The organism is Rhodobacter sp. P2_H5, assembly GCF_056403335.1.
The window spans coordinates 89,732-109,541 of sequence record NZ_JBFUFS010000009.1; the positions used below are offsets into that span (position 1 = coordinate 89,732).

Annotated in this window: 17 protein-coding genes; 10 read left to right on the plus strand and 7 right to left on the minus strand. The window is 65.1% G+C overall.

The annotated features are described in order from the left end of the window. Positions 1–66: 66 nt before the first annotated feature. Positions 67–2,376 (minus strand): Tex family protein, encoded by a 2,310-nt coding sequence (locus tag AC1DVR_RS13885; RefSeq protein WP_478001178.1) that lies wholly within the window; start codon positions 2,374–2,376, stop codon positions 67–69. A 202-nt stretch (positions 2,377–2,578) separates the two neighbouring features. Here AC1DVR_RS13885 and iolE point away from each other — a divergent pair, with 202 nt between their 5' ends. Beyond that, positions 2,579–3,478, plus strand: coding sequence for a myo-inosose-2 dehydratase (gene iolE, locus AC1DVR_RS13890; RefSeq protein ID WP_478001179.1), 900 nt, complete (start codon positions 2,579–2,581; stop codon positions 3,476–3,478). A gap of 86 nt (positions 3,479–3,564) precedes the next feature. On the opposite strand, the gene AC1DVR_RS13895 is transcribed toward iolE, so the two are convergent. Further along, positions 3,565–4,842 (minus strand): ROK family protein, encoded by a 1,278-nt coding sequence (locus AC1DVR_RS13895; protein WP_478001180.1) that lies wholly within the window; start codon positions 4,840–4,842, stop codon positions 3,565–3,567. Positions 4,843–5,055: 213 nt separating this feature from the next. On the opposite strand from AC1DVR_RS13895, the gene AC1DVR_RS13900 reads away from it, so the two are divergent. The 7 genes from AC1DVR_RS13900 to AC1DVR_RS13930 all read left to right on the plus strand — a co-directional run bounded on the left by AC1DVR_RS13900 (position 5,056) and on the right by AC1DVR_RS13930 (position 14,174). Then, positions 5,056–6,081, plus strand: coding sequence for a substrate-binding domain-containing protein (locus AC1DVR_RS13900; protein ID WP_478001181.1), 1,026 nt, complete (start codon positions 5,056–5,058; stop codon positions 6,079–6,081). 175 nt (positions 6,082–6,256) lie between these two features. Continuing rightward, the gene (locus AC1DVR_RS13905; RefSeq protein WP_478001182.1) at positions 6,257–7,585 is read left to right on the plus strand and encodes a sugar ABC transporter permease; all 1,329 of its coding nucleotides are present in this window, start codon (positions 6,257–6,259) and stop codon (positions 7,583–7,585) included. Positions 7,586–7,595: 10 nt separating this feature from the next. Then, entirely contained in the window at positions 7,596–8,360 is a 765-nt protein-coding gene (locus AC1DVR_RS13910; RefSeq protein ID WP_478001183.1) for an ATP-binding cassette domain-containing protein, read from the plus strand. Then, on the plus strand, positions 8,360–9,799 hold the full coding sequence (gene xylB, locus AC1DVR_RS13915) for a xylulokinase (protein ID WP_478001263.1): 1,440 nt from the start codon (positions 8,360–8,362) through the stop codon (positions 9,797–9,799). Before AC1DVR_RS13910 ends, xylB begins: the two co-directional genes overlap by 1 nt. 7 nt (positions 9,800–9,806) lie before the next feature. After that, positions 9,807–11,108 carry a xylose isomerase gene (xylA, locus tag AC1DVR_RS13920; RefSeq protein ID WP_478001184.1) on the plus strand — a complete coding sequence of 434 codons (1,302 nt, stop codon included), beginning with the start codon at positions 9,807–9,809 and terminating at the stop codon, positions 11,106–11,108. A 103-nt stretch (positions 11,109–11,211) separates the two neighbouring features. Further along, a complete protein-coding gene (locus AC1DVR_RS13925; RefSeq protein ID WP_478001185.1) occupies positions 11,212–12,534 on the plus strand; it encodes a vanadium-dependent haloperoxidase in 1,323 nt (440 codons plus the stop codon). Positions 12,535–12,536: 2 nt separating this feature from the next. Next, a complete protein-coding gene (locus AC1DVR_RS13930; protein ID WP_478001186.1) occupies positions 12,537–14,174 on the plus strand; it encodes a CRTAC1 family protein in 1,638 nt (545 codons plus the stop codon). A 177-nt stretch (positions 14,175–14,351) separates the two neighbouring features. Here the strand turns inward: AC1DVR_RS13930 and AC1DVR_RS13935 are convergent, their stop codons facing one another. From AC1DVR_RS13935 to AC1DVR_RS13950, 4 genes are all read right to left on the minus strand, one after another. Further along, positions 14,352–15,389, minus strand: coding sequence for a zinc-dependent alcohol dehydrogenase family protein (locus tag AC1DVR_RS13935; protein ID WP_478001187.1), 1,038 nt, complete (start codon positions 15,387–15,389; stop codon positions 14,352–14,354). 79 nt (positions 15,390–15,468) lie between these two features. After that, positions 15,469–15,708: a phosphoribosylformylglycinamidine synthase subunit PurS gene (gene purS / locus AC1DVR_RS13940; protein ID WP_478001188.1), complete on the minus strand. Its 240-nt coding sequence runs from the start codon at positions 15,706–15,708 to the stop codon at positions 15,469–15,471. Positions 15,709–15,788: 80 nt separating this feature from the next. Then, positions 15,789–16,199 carry a hypothetical protein gene (locus AC1DVR_RS13945; RefSeq protein WP_478001189.1) on the minus strand — a complete coding sequence of 137 codons (411 nt, stop codon included), beginning with the start codon at positions 16,197–16,199 and terminating at the stop codon, positions 15,789–15,791. Positions 16,200–16,225: 26 nt separating this feature from the next. Beyond that, a complete protein-coding gene (locus AC1DVR_RS13950; protein WP_478001190.1) occupies positions 16,226–16,987 on the minus strand; it encodes a phosphoribosylaminoimidazolesuccinocarboxamide synthase in 762 nt (253 codons plus the stop codon). 250 nt (positions 16,988–17,237) lie between these two features. On the opposite strand from AC1DVR_RS13950, the gene AC1DVR_RS13955 reads away from it, so the two are divergent. Together AC1DVR_RS13955 and bmt are read left to right on the plus strand one after the other, a co-directional pair. Then, on the plus strand, positions 17,238–17,552 hold the full coding sequence (locus AC1DVR_RS13955) for a DUF1476 domain-containing protein (protein ID WP_478001191.1): 315 nt from the start codon (positions 17,238–17,240) through the stop codon (positions 17,550–17,552). A 47-nt stretch (positions 17,553–17,599) separates the two neighbouring features. Next, entirely contained in the window at positions 17,600–18,616 is a 1,017-nt protein-coding gene (gene bmt, locus AC1DVR_RS13960) for a betaine--homocysteine S-methyltransferase (protein ID WP_478001192.1), read from the plus strand. 84 nt (positions 18,617–18,700) lie between these two features. Here the strand turns inward: bmt and AC1DVR_RS13965 are convergent, their stop codons facing one another. Then, complete coding sequence (locus AC1DVR_RS13965; RefSeq protein WP_478001193.1) at positions 18,701–19,804, minus strand: PA0069 family radical SAM protein; 1,104 nt, start codon at positions 19,802–19,804, stop codon at positions 18,701–18,703. Positions 19,805–19,810: the final 6 nt, after the last annotated feature.

The window sequence follows — 19,810 nt, forward strand, 5'->3', positions numbered from 1 at the left end:
AACCTTCCGTCTCTCGCTGCGTAGAGACGGAAGGAAGACAGAAGAAAGACGCCAGCAAGACAGCCCTCACCGGTTGTTGAACTTGCCCCGCAGCGCATCGGCAAAAGCCCCACCTGTCGCGGGCGCCGCTTTCGGCGCCGCCTGCATCGGGCCGGGCTTGCCCTTGGGCGGCGGCGCACCCCGTTCGCGCAGCTGCTCGCGCGCCTCGCCGGAATCCTTCTTCATTGTCAAGGCGATGCGCTTGCGCGCCGCATCCACCTCGACCACGCGCACCTGCACCACATCGCCGGCTTTCACCACCTCATGCGGGTCTTTCACGAATTTGTCCGCCAACTGGCTGACATGGACGAGACCATCCTGATGCACCCCGATATCGACGAAGGCGCCAAAGGCCGCCACATTGGTGACCGTGCCTTCCAACAGCATCCCGGGCTTCAAGTCCTTGATCTCATTGACGCCTTCGGCAAAGGTCGCGGTGCGGAACTCGGGCCGCGGGTCGCGGCCGGGCTTTTCAAGTTCGGCGAGGATGTCCTTGACGGTGGGCAGGCCAAAGCGCGCATCGACGAATTGCCGCGGATCGAGCCTGCCCAAGGCCGCGCTGTCGCCCATGATGGCGCGGATGTCGCGTCCGCAGGCCGCGACGATTTTCCTCGCCACATCATAGGCTTCCGGGTGGACGCTCGAGGCATCCAGCGGCTCCGCCCCGCCCTGGATGCGCAGGAATCCCGCCGCCTGTTCGTAGGCCTTGGGCCCCAGACGCGCCACTTTCAGCAAGTCCTTGCGGCTTTTGAACGGCCCGTTGGCATCGCGGTGCGCCACGATCGCCCCGGCGAGCCCCGCCCCCAGACCCGAGACCCGCGCCAGCAAGGGCGCCGAAGCGGTGTTGAGATCCACCCCCACCGCGTTCACGGCATCTTCCACCACCTCACCAAGGCTGCGCCCCAGGCGGCTTTGGTCCACATCATGTTGATATTGGCCAACACCAATCGCCTTGGGCTCGATCTTCACCAGTTCCGCCAGCGGGTCCTGCAAGCGTCGCGCAATGCTGACGGCCCCGCGCAAACTGACATCGAGATCGGGAAATTCCTTGGCCGCCAGCTCCGACGCCGAATAGACCGAGGCTCCCGCCTCGCTGACGATCACCTTGGTCGGCTTTTCACCCGGCAGAACCGCCAGCATGTCAGCCACCAGCTTCTCGGTCTCGCGGCTCGCGGTGCCATTGCCGATCGAGATCAGCCGCACCCCATGCGCGCCGATCAGGCGTGCCAAGGAAACCTGCGCCGCTCTTAACTCATTCTTAGGCTGGAAGGGGTAGACTGTGTCGGTCGCCAGAACCTTGCCCGTCGCATCGACCACCGCTACCTTCACCCCGGTCCGGATGCCGGGATCAAGACCCATCGTAGCTTTCCCGCCCGCAGGAGCCGCCAGCAGCAAATCCTTCAAATTCCGCGCAAAAACCCTTATCGCCTCGGCCTCGGCCCGCTCGCGCATCTCGCTCATCAGGTCGAGCGTCAAAGACGTGCGCAGCTTGATCCGCCAGGCCCAGGCAGCAGCTTCGCGCAGCCAGGCATCGCCCGGACCCCGGCCAGAGGCCCCGGCCGCAGCTCCACAAGCCCGCTCACTCGGGCTTTCGCCCTTGGGCGCGTCGGGGTCGACCTCGATATCCAGGGACAGGAAGCCTTCGTTCTGGCCGCGCAGCATGGCCAGAACCCGGTGCGAGGGTGCGCTCGCCCAAGCCTCGGAATGCGCGAAGTAATCCGAGAATTTGGCCCCCTCGGCCTCTTTCCCCGCCACCCCTTTGGAGACCAGCCGCGCCACCTGTTTCATATGACTGCGCAACCGCCCGAGCAAAGCCGCATCCTCCGACAGCCCCTCGGCCAGAATATCCCGCGCGCCTTCCAGCGCCGCCTTCACATCGGCCACGCCTTCCTTGACGTAAGCCACAGCCAGAACCGCAGGGTCCGCGCCATGGTCCGCCACAATCGCATCAAACAGGCCTTGCAACCCCAGTTCCCGCGCGATCATCGCCTTGGTGCGGCGCTTGGGCTTGTAGGGCAGGTACAGATCCTCAAGCTCGGCCTTGGTGACCGAGCCTGCAATCGCCTTGGCCAGCGCATCGGTCATCTTGCCCTGCTCGGTGATCGACGATGCAATCGCCTCGCGCCGCGCCTGCAGCTCGCGCAGATAAACCAGTCTTTCCGCCAGCATACGCAGCTGCGTGTCATCCAGCCCTCCGGTCACTTCCTTGCGGTAGCGCGCGATGAAAGGCACGGTGGCCCCTCCGTCCAGAAGCTCCACCGCCGCCTGCACCTGCCCCGGCGCCGCCCCGATTTCACTGGCAATGATCTGGGCAATCGGGCGAAGCGGTGCGGTCATGGTGGTCTCCTGAAGGTGGGATTGCCGAGCATAGGTCCCTCCCCCGCCGATGCAAGCCCCCGGCGATCCGCCCCCCGCCATTCCGCTGCCCTGACATGTTTGAGACGATTTTCGCCAGTTTTGGAATTTTTATTCCAATCCCCTTGCTCAGAATCGCCCTTTTCGCTACCCCAAGGGCAAAGCCAAACCCGAAGGTGATGCGATGCTGAAAGCCAAACTGGGGATTTCCCCGATCTGCTGGTGGAATGACGATCTGGTCGAACTCTCCGATGATGTGAGCCTCGAAGAATGCCTGCGCCAGGCCTCGGTCGCGGGCTATACGGGGATGGAGACGGGACGACGGTTTCCGATGAATATCAACGAGCTAGGGCCGATCCTTGCCAAATACGGCATCTCGGTCTGCGGTGGCTGGTTCTCGGGCACCGTGCTCGAGGGCGATCTGGAAGAGAACAAGGACCGCATCCGCGCCCAGATGGATCTGTTCATTGCCGCCAAGGCGCCTTGCATTGTCTATGGTGAAGTGGCGCGCTCGGTGCAGGGCGACCGCTCCAAGCCGCTTTCGACCAAGCCGAAGCTCGATGAAGAGCAGATCAGGACCTATGCCCGCAACATGACCAAATTCGGCGAATGGTGCGCCGAACAGGGCATGCCCTTGTCCTACCACCACCACATGGCCGCGGTGATCGAGACCGAGCCGGAACTGGACCTTTTCATGAAGCACTCCGGCGTGGGGATTCCCCTGCTGTTTGACGCGGGCCATCTGGCCTTTGCCGGCGGCGACTGCCTGCGCGCCATCGACAACCACCATGCGCGGATCACCCATGTCCATACCAAGGACGTCCGGATGGAGGTGATCAACAAGCTGGACCGGACCAAGGAAAGCTTCCTCGACGCCGTGGTCAAGGGCGCCTTCACCGTGCCCGGCGATGGCTCGCTGGATTTCGAGGCGATCGTGAAGCGGCTGGCCTCCTATGGCTACGAAGGCTGGTTCGTGGTCGAGGCCGAGCAGGACCCGAAAAAGGCCCCGCCGCTGGAATGGTCGACCAAAGGCAACAAGGAGCTGCACCGCGTCATGGCGGCGGCGGGCTATCAGGTGGTCTGACTCTGGAAGATGGGCAGATTGCCCATCCTACAGGCAGGCCTTGCGCTTGCGGTCAACGGTAGGATGGGCAATTTGCCCATCTTGCCTTATTGCGCCGCGATATCGCGTTGACCGGACAGGGCGCGTTCACTCACCGCCGACAGGGCCAGCGCCGCCGCGCCATGGGCCCAGAGCAGATCACCCCAGGCGTGGATCTCGATCGGCGGCTGCGGGCGGCCGGAGTTGATCACCAGATCGCGCATCTCGGCCAGGGTTTCGGCGGCATAGAGGTAGTCGTATTTCATCCGCTCGCCCGACAGGATGATCAGCGCCGGGTCGAACAGGTTGACCACATTGGCCAGCCCCAGCGCCAGATAGCGCCCGGCCCGACGGAAGATCGAGCGTGCCGTGGCATTGCCGGCCTTGGCATGCTGGTACAGGCTTTCGAGGAGGATCGGCACCGAGGGGCTTTGCTGGTGGTTCAGGTTCAGGGCCGTCATCGCCTCGCGCGCCAAGGCGTAGTCGGCGACATAGGCCTCGAGGCAGCCGCGCTGGCCGCAGCGGCACAGCGCGCCGTCGAGCTGCACCTTGGTGTGGCCGAGTTCCAGCCCGAGGCGCTGCGCGCCGCGATAGATCCGGTGGTTCATCACGAAACCCATGCCGACGCCGTGCTCGATCGTCACCACGGCGAAATCGGGCAGGCTGCGGCCGGCGCCGAACCAAAGTTCCGCCAGGGCCACCATATTGGCGTCATTGTCGATGAAGACCGGCAGGCCGGTGCGCGCCTGGGCCGCGGCGGCCAGCGGCACCGCGCGCTCAATCAGGGTGGAGGACCAGTGCACCATCCCCTCGGCATGGTCGATGAAGCCGGGCACACCGACGCCGAGGCCGGACAGCGACGCCCGCCCGATCCCCGCCTTGGCGCAGACCCGGTCGAGGAGATGCTCGATCGCGTCCAGCATCTCGGGCAGGCTGGCGGGCCCCGGCTCACGCGCGATCACGTCATCGGCCAGCATGTTGCCGGCAAAATCCACCACCACGGCGGTATGTTCGCGGTCCGACAGCTTCATGCCCACGACATGATGCGCCGCCCCGCGCACGCCCAGGGCCACTGCCGGGCGGCCGCGGCCGCTGTCGCTGTCGCGCGGGGCGGCCACCTCTTCGATCATGCCCGCCTCGATCAGCTCCGAGGTGATCGTGGTCACCGTGGCCGGGCTGACCCCGATGTCCTTGGCCAGCTGCACCCGCGCAATCAGCCCCGAGGCGCGCACGCGGTCGAAAATCTGCTGCCGCAGCGGGCGCATCTGTTCGGACCAGGCCGCAATGAGCGGACCGCAGCCCTGCCGCAGCTCTTCCTCTGGTGATCCGGTCTCAGGCCTGCGCATTTATTCACAATCCGAACGAAAGCCAGCGCTTTCGGTCACCTTTCCTGCCATAATTGCCGCGATGCAGCAACGATTTCGCCCGAAATCGTGCCATGGCCAGATTGGCCCATCAATTTTATTTTGACAACTGAATTTATTCGCGGCAATTTCCGCTCAGTCCCGGCGAATCTGCGGGGACGGCCATACGCTGGCCGCATCCATGGGAGGATTTACATGCGTAAAGTACTTTTGGTCGCACTTCTGGCCGCAACGAGCCTTTCCACCGCAGCTTACGCCGGTGGCAAGAAGATCGGCGTTTCCTGGGCCTCGTTCCAGGAAGAGCGCTGGAAGATCGACGAAGCCGCCATCAAGGCCGCCATTGAAGCTGCCGGCGACACCTACATTTCCGCTGACGCACAGTCCTCGTCGGAAAAGCAGCTGAATGACGTGGACGCGCTGATTTCGCAGGGCGCCAATGTTCTGGTCATCAACGCCTGGGACAAGGACGCCATCGGGCCGGCCATCGAAAAGGCCGCCGCTGAAGGCATCCCGGTCATCGGCTACGACCGCCTGATCGAAGACAACCGCACCTTCTATCTGACCTTCGACAACATCGGCGTCGGCAAGATCATCGCCACCGAAGTGATGAAGGCCAAGCCTGAGGGCAACTATGCCATCATCAAGGGCGACGCGGGCGACCCGAACGCCGGCTTCCTGCTGCAAGGCATGATGTCGGTCATCGGCGATGCCGTGAAGGCCGGCACGATCAAGATCGTCGGTGAGTCGTTCTCGGACGGCTGGAAGCCGGAGAATGCCCAGAAGAACATGGAGCAGATCCTGACCGCCAACGACAACAAGGTCGATGCGGTTCTGGCTGAGAACGACGGCATGGCCGGTGGCGCTGCTGCAGCACTCGCAGCCCAGGGCCTGACGGTTCCGCTGGGCGGTCAGGACGGCGACAAGGCCGCCATCAACCGCGTGGCGCGTGGCACCCAGACCGTTTCGGTCTGGAAAGACAGCCGTGCGCTTGGCAAGGCCGCTGGCGAGATCGCCGCTGCCCTGGGTGAAGGCACCACGATGGACAAGATCGCTGGCGTGACCAAGTTCTCGGACGGCCCGAAGAAGGTCGAGATGAACGCGATCCTGCTGACGCCGACCGCGCTGACCAAGGACACGCTGAACCTGGCCATCGACGCGGGCTACATCACCAAGGCCGAGGCCTGCGAAGGTGCGATGCCCGACGTGGCCGCCTGCAAGTAAGGCTTTCGCCTGATCTCCGGCGCCATCTTCGGGTGGCGCCGGTCTGCCTTTTCCAGGGCTGTTCCGGGTTTGGGATCCGGAGGACAGCCGACGCAGGACGCCGCGGTGCAATTCCGTGCCCTGCCACCTCAAAACCGCTTCGTTTCAATGGTCCGACCATAAGGAGGATGAGCGCATGAGCGATCATACCCGACCGACCACCCCGCTGGGTGCCAGCGATACCCATGCCCACCCGTTCCAGCGCTTTCTGAAAGCCACCGAGATCGACACCCGCCTGCTCGGCATGGCCGGGGCGCTTCTGGTGATCTGGCTGGGCTTTCACTTTTACGGCGTGATCTTCCGCGACGGCGGCTCGTTCCTGACGCCGCGCAACCTGTGGAACCTGTCGGTCCAGACCTCCTCGATCGGGATCATGGCGACCGGGATGGTGCTGATCATCGTCACCCGCAACATCGATCTGTCGGTCGGCTCGGTCCTCGGCTTCACCGCGATGATCATGGGCGTGCTGCAGGTCAATATCCTGCCGCAGTACCTGGGCCTTGGCCATCCGCTGATCTGGGTGATCACCGTCATCGTCGGGATGCTCTTGGGCCTTGTGGTCGGTGCCGCCAACGGCTGGCTGATCGCCTATCGCGGCATCCCCTCCTTCATCGTCACGCTCGGCGGGCTGATGTTCTTCCGCGGCGCCGCCTTCCTTGTTGCCAATGGCAAGACGATCTCGCCGGTCGACGCGGACTTCGCCCTGCTCGGTGGCGGGCCCTATGGGGCCATCGGCTTCTGGGGCAGCTGGGTGGTCGGGGTGGTCGGCTGTATCGGCGTGCTCTTGATGATGCGGTCGAGCCGTGCCAACCGGCAAAAGCACCAGTTCGCGCTGCGCCCGGTCTGGGCCGAGACGCTGATGGCCGTGGTCGGCTGCGGGTTGATCCTGGGCGCGACGCTTCTGGTCAACTCCTACCCCTGGCCCGTCGGCATCGTGAAGAACTACGCCGCTGCCAACAACATCACCGTGCCGCCGGAAGGCCTGTTCATCAGCCACGGTTATGCGATCCCGGTGCTGCTTCTGGCCTTCGTCGGGCTGTCGATGACCTTCCTCATGACCCGCACCCGCTTTGGCCGCTATGTCTTTGCCATCGGCGGCAACCCCGAAGCCGCGGCCCTGGCCGGGATCAACACCAAGTGGATGCTGGTGCGGATCTATGCGCTGATGGGGATGCTGACCGGGCTTTCGGCGGTCGTCTCCTCGGCCCGCCTGAACTCGGCCACCAACGCGCTGGGTGTTTCGGACGAGCTTTACGTCATCGCGGCGGCGGTCATCGGCGGCACCTCGCTCGCCGGCGGCATCGGCACGATCTACGGCGCCATCCTCGGCGCCCTGGTCATGGAGAGCTTGCGCACCGGCATGGTGCTGATCGGCTTTGACACCGCGATCCAGAGCATGGTGGTCGGCGCGGTCCTCGTCGTGGCCGTCTATGTCGACAACATCTACCGCAGCAAAACCAAGTAAGGGGCAGATCATGGCACAAGCAGTCAAAGGCACCCCGCTGGTCGAGATGCGCGACATCTCGATCGCGTTTGGCGGGATCAAGGCGGTCGATCACGTCACGATCGACCTGCACCCCGGCGAGGTCGTGGGCCTTCTGGGCCACAACGGCGCCGGCAAATCCACCCTGATCAAATGCCTGTCGGGCGCCTACAAGGCCGACAGCGGCAAGATCCTGATCAATGGTCAGGAGGTCGAGATCAACAACCCGCGCGACGCCCGCGCCCAGAACATCGAGACGATCTACCAGACGCTCGCCCTTGCCGACAATCTGGACGCCGCCTCGAACCTGTTCCTCGGGCGGGAATTGGTCACGCCGCGCGGTTTCCTCGATGAAAGCGCGATGGAGGCCGAGACGCGCAAGATCATGGGGCGTCTCAACCCCAACTTCCGCAAGTTCAACGTGCCGGTCTCGGCCCTGTCGGGCGGTCAGCGCCAGTCGGTCGCCATTGCCCGCGCGGTCTATTTCAACGCCAAGATCCTGATCATGGACGAACCGACCGCCGCCCTCGGCCCGCACGAGACGCAGATGGTCTCGGACCTGATCGAAGAGCTGAAGGCGCAAGGCTTGGGGATTTTCCTGATCGAGCATGACATCCACAACGTCATGAAGCTCTGCGACCGCGCCTCGGTGATGAAGAATGGCCAGCTCGTCGGCACGGTGAATGTCGATGAGGTGACCGACGAAGACATTCTGGGGATGATCATCCTCGGCAAGAAACCGGCAAAGGCTGCATGATGTATATCGGACTCGACCTTGGCACTTCGGGCCTCAAGGGCATTCTCATCAATGACGATCAGAAGGTGCTGGCGGAAGCCACCGCCCCCCTGACCGTCCAGCGCCCGCATGAGGGTTGGAGCGAGCAGGCCCCCGACAGCTGGATCGCCGCCGCCGAGGCGGTGATGGACAAGCTGTCGGCCTTCGGGCTGGGGTCGGTCCGTGGCATCGGCCTTTCGGGCCACATGCATGGCGCGACCCTTCTGGATGCGGCCGACGATGTGCTGCGTCCCTGCATCCTGTGGAACGACACCCGCAGCCATGAAGAGGCGGCGGAGCTGGACGACGACCCGATGTTCCGCCGTCTGACCGGCAATATCGTCTTCCCGGGCTTTACCGCGCCGAAACTCGTCTGGGTGCGCCGGCATGAGCCGGCGATCTGGGACAAGGTGGCCAAGGTCCTTTTGCCGAAAGATTACCTCCGCCTCTGGCTGACCGGGGAACATGTGGGCGAGATGTCGGATGCCGCCGGCACCGCCTGGCTCGACACCGGCAAGCGCGACTGGTCGGAGGATCTGCTTTCCGCCACCGGCCTGTCGCGCGGGCAGATGCCCCGGCTGGTCGAGGGATCCGAAGTCTCTGGCACCCTGCGCGGTGAACTGGCCGGGCGCTGGGGCCTGCCCAAGACCGTGGTCGTGGCGGGCGGCGGCGGCGACAATGCCGCCTCGGGTGTCGGCGTCGGTGTGGTCAAGGCCGGGCAGGCTTTCGTCTCGCTCGGCACCTCGGGCGTGCTTTTTGCCGCCAATGACGGCTATCAGCCCGACCCGGCCACGGCTGTTCACACCTTCTGCCATGCCCTGCCCAACACCTGGCACCAGATGGGCGTGATCCTGGCCGCGACCGATGCCCTGAACTGGTATGCCAAGCTGGTCGGCCAGGATGCCGCCACCCTGACCGGTGAGGTCGGGCCCCTGCAAGCCCCGGGCAAGGCTTTGTTCCTGCCCTATCTCGGCGGCGAGCGCACGCCCTTGAACGACAGCGCCATCCGGGGCGCCCTCTTGGGCCTTGAACACCAGACCGACCGCGCCGCTGGCACCCGCGCCGTGCTGGAAGGCGTCACCTTCGCCTTCCGCGACAGCCGCGATGCCTTGGCGGCCACGGGGACCAAGCTGGAAACCCTGCTTGCCGTCGGCGGCGGCTCACGTTCCGACTATTGGTTGCAGGCGATTGCCACGGCTCTCGATTGCCCGGTGCTGGTGCCTGCCGCCGGCGACTTTGGCGGCGCGCTCGGCGCTGCCCGCCTTGGCATGATGGCCGCCACCGGTGCCGGGGCAGAGATTGCCACCATGCCCCCCATCGCCCGCACCATCGACCCCGACACCAGCCTGACCGCCGCCTTCGACGCCGGTCACGCCCGCTACCGCGCGGCACAAGCCGCGATCCAGAAACTGAGCCACTGAGGACGCCATGACCGATTTTTTCAAGAACATCCCCGCCATCAAATACGAGGGCCCGAATTCCACCAATGAATTTGCCTTCCACCACTACAACCCCGACGAGATCGTCATGGGCAAAAGGATGGAGGACCACCTGCGCTTTGGCGTCGCCTACTGGCACTCCTTCGCCTATCAGGGCCACGACCCCTTCGGCGGCCAGACCCTGCTGCGCCCTTGGTTCGGCGAAACCATCGAACTGGCCAAGCTGAAGGCCGATGTGGCCTTCGAGATGTTCGACATCCTGAACGCGCCCTTCTACTGCTTCCATGACGCCGATGTGCGCCCGGAAGGCGCCACCTATGCCGAAAGCACCCGCAACCTTGAGGAAATCGTCGATTACCTCGGGCAAAAGCAGGCGACCCACAAGACGCAGCTTCTGTGGGGCACGGCCAACATGTTCTCCAACCGGCGCTGGATGTCGGGGGCGGCCACCAACCCCGACCCGGACGTCTATGCCTATGCCGCAGCGACCGTGAAGGCGAACCTCGATGCGACCCACAAGTTGGGTGGCGCGAACTACGTCCTCTGGGGCGGGCGCGAGGGCTATGAGACGCTGCTGAACACCGACATGAAGGCCGAGCGCGAACATGCCGGGCGCTTCCTGCAACAGGTCGTCGAATACAAGCACAAGATCGGCTTCAAGGGCACGATCCTGATCGAGCCGAAGCCGCAGGAGCCCTCCAAGCACCAGTACGATTATGACGTGGCGACGGTTTACGGCTTCCTCGTCCAGTTCGGGCTGGAAAAGGAAGTGAAGCTGAACATCGAACAGGGCCATGCGATCCTGGCCGGGCATTCGTTCGAGCATGAGCTGGCGCTGGCCTCGGCGCTTGGCATCCTCGGCTCGATCGACATGAACCGGAACGATTACCAGTCCGGCTGGGACACCGACCAGTTCCCCAACAACACCCCGGAAATGGCGCTGGCCTATTACGAAGTGCTGAAGAACGGCGGCCTGCACACCGGCGGCACCAACTTTGACTCCAAGATCCGCCGCCAGTCGCTGGACCCGGAAGATCTGATCCTCGGCCACGTCGGCGGCATGGATACCTGCGCCCGCGCGCTGAAGGCCGCAGCTGCGCTTCTGGAGGATGGCAGCCTGGAGAAGGCCCGCGCCGAGCGTTACGCCGGCTGGCAGACCCCGGCCGCACAGGCCATGCTGAAAGGCGGGCTTGCCGAAGCCGCCGCCCGGGTGACCACCGAAGGGCTGGAACCGCAGCCGAAATCCGGCCGTCAGGAGCGGCTGGAGAACCTGTGGAACCGCTTCGTCTGAGGCAGGGGCTACTCGACCGGGGACCTGCGCCCGTCGCAGGCCCCGGGGCTCTGCCCCGGACCCCGGAGTATTTGAGCAAAGTGCAAATGGGGGGTGCGGGGGGATGCTGCGTCGCGAATTTCTGAGGGCTGGTGTGGCTTTGGCCTTGCTGGGCGGCACGGGGTCGGTGCGTGCCGAAGCGGCGGACCGGGGCGCTGTGGCGCAGAAGGTGCTGGAGACCTGGTACAAGCTGGCGCTGGAACTGGTGCGTCACACGCCGACCTATACGCCGCCGGTGGCAAGCCGGACCCTGGCCTATCTGGGGGTGGCGAATTTCGAGGCTTTGGCCAGCGGCGACGCGGGGCTGCACAGCCTCGTCGGCCAGTTGCACGGGCTGGACGCCGTGCCGCCGCGCGTGGCGGGGCAGGACTATGATACGGCGGTGATCCTCAATCAGGTGATGGACCTCTTGATCCATGACCTTTTCTCCAACACCGGGCCGACCGGGCAGCATGCGCTGGAAAGCCTGACCAAGCGGTTGACCGAACAATCGGCGGCGGGTGTGGCGCCGGCGGCGGTTGAAGCCAGCCGCGCTTATGGGAGTGCTTTGGCCAAGGCGGTGCTGGACTGGAGCCGCAGTGATGGCGGGGCTGTCATCGACAACATGGGCTTTCCGCGCAGCTTCACCCCTAACCCTGCGCCGGGCCATTGGCGGCCGACCTCGACCATCGTGCTGCAACAGGCACCGCTTCTGCCCGACTGGGGCAAGAACCGGCCCTTTGCCATGCCCGCCGTGGCCGATTGTTCCCTGCCCCCGCCCTTGCCCTATTCGGAGGAGAAAGGATCGCCCTTCTATGCCGAGGCGCTGGAGGTCTATCAGACCTCCAAGACCCTGACCGACGAACAGAAGTCGATCGCGCGCTTCTGGTCGGATGATGCGATGCTGTCCTATACGCCGCCCGGCCATTGGACGGCGATCCTCAATCAGGCGGCGGCGGAGAAGGCGATGGGCCTGACCGACCATGTCGAGGCCTTGGCCCGGATGGGGATTGCGATGGCGGATGCCTTCATCGGCTGCTGGGCCGCGAAGATGCAATACGATCTGATCCGCCCGGTGACCTATATCAAGAAGGTCATCGACCCGGCCTGGGAGACCATGCTGACCACGCCGCCCTTCCCGGAATATCCCTCGGGTCATTCGACGCAATCGGCGGCGGCGGCGGCGCTGCTGACCCATCTGTTCGGCGAGAACTACGACTTCACCGATGAGAGCCCGACGCCCGACGGCTCACCCCTGCGGCATTTTACCGGCTTTGTGGCGGCGGCAAACGAGGCGGCGATCTCGCGGCTTCATGGCGGCATCCACTTCCGCCATGCCATCGAACAGGGTCAGGTGCAGGGCCGCTGCATCGCGGCCTATGCCATCACCCTCAAGACCCGGGCCTGACCATGCGCCAGCTGATCCTCGCCCTTGCCCTGCTGCCGGCCCCTGCCCTGGCCGACACTTCCGCTGCGCCCGTCACCGGCCCGGCCAACGCGATCGCAACACCGGCAGCCCCCGCCCTGCCCCCACCCGTCATCCCCCGCTTCATCGACGAGACCGAGACCGCTGGTATCACCAGCACCTACGCCGGTGACTGGCAGTTCATGACCGGCGGCGGCGTCGCGGCCTTTGACTGTTCGGGCGATGGCAAGACGGAGCTTTACCTTGCCGGTGGCACCGAACCGTCGAAGCTTTACCGCAACGACAGTGCTATCGGCGGGGCCCTGAAGTTCACCCTGCTGCCCTCGGGCGCCGAGATGGACCGGGTGACTGGGGCCTATCCGCTCGACATCGACGGCGATGGCATCCTGGATCTGATCGTCCTGCGCTCGGGCGAGGATGTGGTGATGAAGGGCGAGGGCAATTGCCGCTTTCACCGCGCCAATGAGTCCTGGGGCTTTGACGGGCGCGATCTGTGGTCGACCGCCTTTGCCGCGACCTGGGAGAAGGGGCAAAGCTGGCCGACGCTGGCCATCGGCACCTATATCGACCGGTTGCAGGAGGATTTCCCCTGGGGATCGTGCACCGAGAATGCGCTCTACCGGCCCAAGGGCGCGGGCTTTGCTGCGCCGCTGGCCCTGAAGCCCAGCTTTTGCAGCCTGTCGATGCTGTTCACCGACTGGAACCGCTCGGGCACGCCGTCCTTGCGGGTCTCCAACGACCGCGAGTATTACAAGGGCGGCACCGAGCAGATGTGGCATGTGAACCCCGGAGAGCCGCCCGCGCTTTACACGGCGGCGGAGGGGTGGAAGCCCCTGAAGATCTGGGGCATGGGGATCGCCAGTTCCGATGTGAACGGCGACGGCTATCCCGATTACTTCCTGACCTCGATGGCCGACAGCAAGATGCAGGTCATCGCGGGCAAGCCGGACATGGCGACCTTCAAGGACGTGGCCTTTGCCCGCCACGCCATTGCACAGCGCCCCTATACCGGCGGCGACCTGCACCCCTCGACCGGCTGGCACGCCGAGTTTCAGGATGTGAACAACGACGGGCGGCAGGATCTGTTCGTGGCCAAGGGCAATGTCTCCGCGATGCCGGATTTCGCGATGAAAGACCCCAACAACCTGATGCTGGCCCAGCCTGATGGCAGTTTCTACGAGGCGGGCGACAAGGCCGGGGTGGCGAGCATGCGGCAGTCGCGCGGCGCCTCGGTGGTGGATCTGAACGGCGACGGGCTGATGGATCTGGTCGTGGTCAACCGCAACGAGGGCGCGCAGATCTGGCGCAATGCGGGCGTAGGGACCAATGGCGAGAAGCTTGGCCATTGGCTGCAACTGGCGCTGCACGAGCTTGGCCCCAACCGCGATGCGATCGGCGCCTGGATCGAGGTGCGCGACGCTGGAGCGACCCAGCAGCGCGAGATCACCAGCGGTGGCGGCCATGCTGGCGGTCAGCTCGGTTGGTGGCACTTCGGCCTTGGTGAAGCCAGCGAGGCCGAGGTCCGGGTGATTTGGCCCGACGGCACGGCCGGCGATTGGGCCAAGGTGGCGGCGGACGGGTTTTACGACCTGACGCGCGATCAGGCGCCGGCTCGGCACTGAGCCCCGAATTTTCTGCGAAAATTCCGGCCCGGTCCTGACCCGTTGCGCTTGGGCCGACCCCCGGAGGGTTTCACACCCTCCGGACCACCCGTGGGATATTTGGACCAAGGTGAAAGGGGTTTGGGGCGCTTCGCTAATTTGCGCTTTGCCCCAATACTCACCTTTTTTGGCGCGGGTTCAGCCCAGAAGGTCGGTGATCACCGCGACGCCGGGGCGCATCGGGCCGCCGAAGGCGCGTAGTTCGGTGGTGGCGTCGGAGAGTTTGACCTCGCGCGCGACGATGGGGCGGACATCGACCGCGCCCGTTTCTATCAGCGACAGGAGCGAGGGGTAGCGCCAGGCCGGCATGCCGCGGGTGCCGTAGAGCGCCAGCTGCTTCATGTAGACCGCGTTCATGTTGACGGTCATCCGCGCGGTATGGCCGGTCGGCAGGCCGACCTGCACATGGCGGCCGAGCGGGCGCAGGCATTCGACGGAGGCGTTGACGGTGGCCTCGATCCCCAGGGCCTCGATCGAGACATGGGCGCCGCCGCCGGTGGCCGCGATGATGCGGGCGGCGGTGTCGCCTTCGGTGGCGTTGATCACCGCCTCGGCACCCAGCGCCTTGGCATGGGCCAGGCGTTCGGGCACCACATCCACCGCCACCACCCGGGCGCCAAGTGCCTTGCCGATCAAGAGGGCCGAGAGGCCAATGCCGCCCGTGCCATGGACGGCCAGCCACTCACCGGCCTGGAGGGCGGCGCGGCCGGTCAGGGCGTGATAGGCCGTGGTCACCCGGCAGCCGAGGCCTGCGGCCAGCGCGGGCGTCAGGAACTCGGGCAGGCGGGTCAGGTTATGGGCATGCGGCACCGAGACATATTCCGCCCAGGCGCCGGGCTCGCCAAAGCCCGGGACGCGCTGCGCCCGGCAGGTCGTGGTCTGGCCGGAGCGGCATTCGGGGCATTCGCCGCAGGCGAGGATAAAGGGCGCGATGATCTTGTCGCCGACCTTCCAGCGCGCCAGCGGGCCGACTGCGACCACTTCGCCGGAATATTCATGGCCGGGAATGGCGCCGGGCTTGACCTTGGGATGTTCGCCCATCCAGCCGTGCCAGTCGCTGCGGCAGACGCCGCAGGCCAGCACCTTGACCACGACGCCATCCGGCTCGCAGACCGGATCGGGGACGGTGTCAAAACTCAAATCGGCTTGAAAATTCCGGATGACCGCGGCGCGCATGGTGTTTCCCCCTTGATCTCCAAGGGGTGGCGCAGCGCGGCCGAGCGGTCAAGGGTCGCGGGCGACCTGCCGGCGTCGTTTACAGGATCTCGACCTTGTAGCCTTCGATCACCGTATTGGCCAAGAGCTTCTCGCACATGGTCTTGACCGAGGCTTCGGCGGCGGCCCTGTCGGTTTCGGCCAGATCGAGTTCGATCACCTTGCCCTGCCGCACCCCGTTGACCCCGGAAAACCCGAGCGTCCCCAGAGCAAAGCGCACGGCCTCGCCCTGCACATCCAGAACCCCGGCTTTCAGCATGACGGTGACTCGGGCTTTCATTGTGATCTCCACTCGATTCTAGGATAAGTTTGCAAAACGTTGTGACCTTCCCTAACGCCAGGGACACGTCGGGTACAAGCTTACGATGAACTGAAAGGCCGGACGACTGTCGTTTCCCAGCCGTCATAGTCCCAGCCTATTCTGTCGAAGCTGATCAGAAGGCCGAAAGTTCCTTCGTCGAAAGCCGTGGTGGCAACCGACGTTTCCTCGCTCCCGATCAGTCCGTTTCTGGAATCCGCGGGCCTGACAGCCATGCCCCTGGCGGTGAATATCGCCGTGGCAGCCTGCAGGTCAGCGACGCCGTCCTCCCGCGGATAGGCCCAATGTTCGACGGGGCGCGGCACCGTGCCGTCATCGCCCTCTTTCGACAAAGCCGCGCGCACCGCGTCGTTGCGGGCAATCTCGTCATCAAGGGTCAATCCGACGTTCTCCGCGCGGGCTGGATAGAGCCCTGACCACCAGGAAACGAGCCCGCCGAGCCAGATCGACATCGCGCCTCGCCGGTTCATGGCCACCTTCAGTTGATCAGGGTGGGTTTCGGCGCATGGGTGACGTTGGAGGGCAGAACCCCCAGACGCCGCGCGAGTTCGGTATAGACATCGGCCAGGGGGCCGGGCTCGGGGCTGGCGGCCGAGCCTTCGGCGCGGCGCAGGTCCCAGAGGCGGCACGAGTCGGGGCTGATCTCGTCGGCCACGATCAGGCGCATGTAGTCGCCCTCCCAGATCCGGCCCACTTCGATGCGGAAATCGGCGAGGCGGATGCCCACGCCCAGCATGACGCCGGAGAGGAAGTCATTCACCCGCAAGGCCAGGGCGATGATATCGTCCAGATCCTGCTGGCTGGCCCAGCCGAAGGCGATGATATGCTCTTCGCTGACCAGAGGCGCGTTCAGGCGCGGGTCCTTGTAGTAATATTCGACGATCGGGCGCGGCAGGGCGGTGCCTTCGGGAATGCCCAGACGGTTGGACAGATCGCCGGCGGCAAAGTTGCGCACGACGACTTCCAGCGGCACGATCTCGGCCTCGCGGACCAGCTGTTCGCGCATGTTGATGCGGCGGATGAAATGCGTCGGCACGCCGATCGAGTTCAGCCCGGCCATGAAGAATTCCGACAGGCGGTTGTTGAGCACGCCCTTGCCTTCCGAGGCGAGGTTCTCGCCCTCGGTCGCGGTCGGGCCTGCGGCGCCCTCGTCCTTGAAATACTGCACGAGCGTGCCCGGCTCCGGCCCTTCGTAAAGGATCTTCGCCTTGCCCTCGTAAATCTTCTTGCGCCGTGCCATGAACGCTCCGAAACCTTGAGGGACGCGCGCTTGCCCTGAGCGGCACCAAAGGCGCCGGCCCCTCTTCACTGCGCGCTATATGCCATGCCCCGGCCCCCGGCAAGGCGGAACGGCCCCAAAGGCCGCAGAGCGGGCCATGGCAGTCCAGTACAGGCCAGTGGCGGCAGGAATAGCACCGGCTTCCCCTTGCGGTAAAGCCCCGCGAAAGGCATATGGAAGGGGAACCAAACGTGCAGCCGAGGGCCAGACCATGACCACATTCGACGACCGCGCCAATGCTTTTGAAAACAAGTTCGCCCATGATTCCGAAATGCAGTTCCGCGCCGAAGCGCGCCGCAACAAGCTCCTTGGCCTCTGGGCCGCGGGCCTGATGGGCAAATCCGGCGACGAGGCCGCTGCCTATGCGATGGAAGTCGTGAATTCCGATTTCGAAGAGGCCGGCACCGAAGACGTCGTGCGCAAGGTTGCGGGCGATCTGGCCGGCAAGGCCTCGGCGGACGAGGTGCGCAAGCAGCTGGCAGACCTCCTGCCCGTCGCCAAAGCGCAGCTGATGAACGAGCTTTGATCTTTCCTCCGAACCATCTGTCCAAACACTGAACAAGGAACCCCGCCATGGCCCAGGATCTTCTGTCCCGCCTTTTGTCCGAGCGTGACTGGCTGCTGGCCGATGGCGCCACGGGGACAAATCTGTTCAACATGGGCCTCTCCTCGGGCGAACCGCCCGAGTTCTGGAACATCGAAAAGCCCGACAATATCCGCACCCTGTACCGGGGTGCGGTCAATGCCGGGTCGGATCTGTTCCTCACCAACTCCTTTGGCGGCAATGCGGCGCGTCTGAAGCTGCACAATGCCCAGGGCCAAGTGCGCGAGCTGAACCGCGTTGCGGCCGCGCTGGGTCGCGAAATCGCCGATGCCGCCGGGCGCCCGGTGGTGGTCGCAGGCTCGATGGGACCGACCGGCGAGATTTTCCAGCCGATGGGCACCATGACCCATGATCTGGCGGTCGAGATTTTCCAGGAACAGGCCGAGGCGCTGAAGGAAGGCGGCGCGGATGTGCTCTGGATCGAGACCATGTCCGCCTTTGAAGAATATGCCGCCGCAGCCGAGGCCGCAACGCGGGCGGGCATGCCCTGGGCCGGCACGATGAGCTTTGATACCGCAGGCCGGACGATGATGGGCATCACCTCGGCCGCGCTGGCCGCGATGGTCGAAAAGCTGCCGCATCCGCCGATCGCGTTTGGCGCGAACTGCGGCGTCGGCGCCTCCGACCTGATGCGCACCGTCCTGGGCTTCGAGGCGACCGGCACCGCGCGCCCGATCATCGCCAAGGGCAATGCCGGTATCCCGAAATATCACGAGGGCCATATCCATTACGACGGCACGCCGGAGCTGATGGCCGAATATGCCGTCCTCGCCCGCGATTCCGGGGTCAAGATCATCGGCGGCTGCTGCGGCACGATGCCCGAGCATCTTTCGGCGATGCGCCAGGCGCTGGAGAGCCGGCCCAAGGGGCCGAAACCCGGGCCGGAGGATATCCAGGCCAAGCTTGGTGCCTTCTCCTCGGCTTCGGATGGCACCGGCGACACCTCGGGCGACCCCAAGCGCGAACGCCGCGGGCGCCGCGGTTAGGCTTTCAAGCGGGGAAACGTAGGATGGGCAATCTGCCCATCTTCCAGACCTCCAGGCCTCCCGAAGATGGGCAAATTGCCCATCCTACAAATCAAAACCGAGTTGGTCCCCCGTCCGCGCCGGGCATCTGAAGAGATCAGTGCGCAGGGGCGGCTGCGGGGCGTCCAGACCCAGCCGCGCCAGCGCCACGTGGAAGCGGCGCTTCATCAGGTCGGCCCAGATCCCCTGCCCCTTGAACCTCTTCCCCCATTCAGCGTCGTAATCCTTGCCGCCATGCAATTCGCGCACCCGCGCCATGACCTTGGCCGCGCGGTCCGGGTAATGCGCGGCCAGCCAGTCCTGAAACAGCGGCGAGACCTCGCACGGCAGGCGCAGGCTGATGTAGCTGGCGGCAACCGCCCCGGCCTCGGCGGCGGCTTCCAGGATCGGCTCCATCTCGTGGTCAGACAGGCCCGGGATCAGGGGCGAGACCATGACCCGCACAGGTACCCCGGCATCCGAAAGCCTGCGGATCACCTCCAGCCGGCGCTTCGGACTGGCGGCGCGCGGTTCCATCTTGCGCGACAGAACCGGATCGAGCGTCGTGACCGAGATGCCGACCCTCGTAAGCCCAGCCTCGGCCAGCGGGCGCAAGAGGTCGATGTCGCGTTCGATCAGCGTGCCCTTGGTGGTGATCCCCACCGGATGCCGGAAGGCCAGCAGCACCTCCAGCACCGCGCGCATCACGCCGTATTCGGCCTCGATCGGCTGATAGGGGTCGGTGTTGGTGCCCAGGGCGATGGTGGCGACCTTGTAGGACTTCGCGCGCAACTCGCGCTCCAGCACCTTTTCGATCCCGGGCCGCGCCACCAGCCGTGTTTCAAAGTCCAGACCCGGCGACAGGTTCAGATAGGCGTGGGTCGGCCGGGCAAAGCAATAGATGCAGCCATGTTCGCAGCCCCGGTAGGGGTTGATCGAGCGGTCAAAGGGCAGATCGGGCGAGGTGTTGTAGGTGATCGCCGACCGCGGGCTTTCCACCCGGGTTTCGGTGCGCACCAGATGCTGCTCTTCGGGGATATCCCAGCCGTCGTCATAGGCCACCCGCGCGGTGCCTTCAAAGCGCCCGGTGTCATTGCTGCCCGCCCCGCGTGCGCGCAGTCTTTGGCCGGGAAGAATGCTGCTGTCCTTGGGGTCGCTTGGTCGCTCCATGCGAAA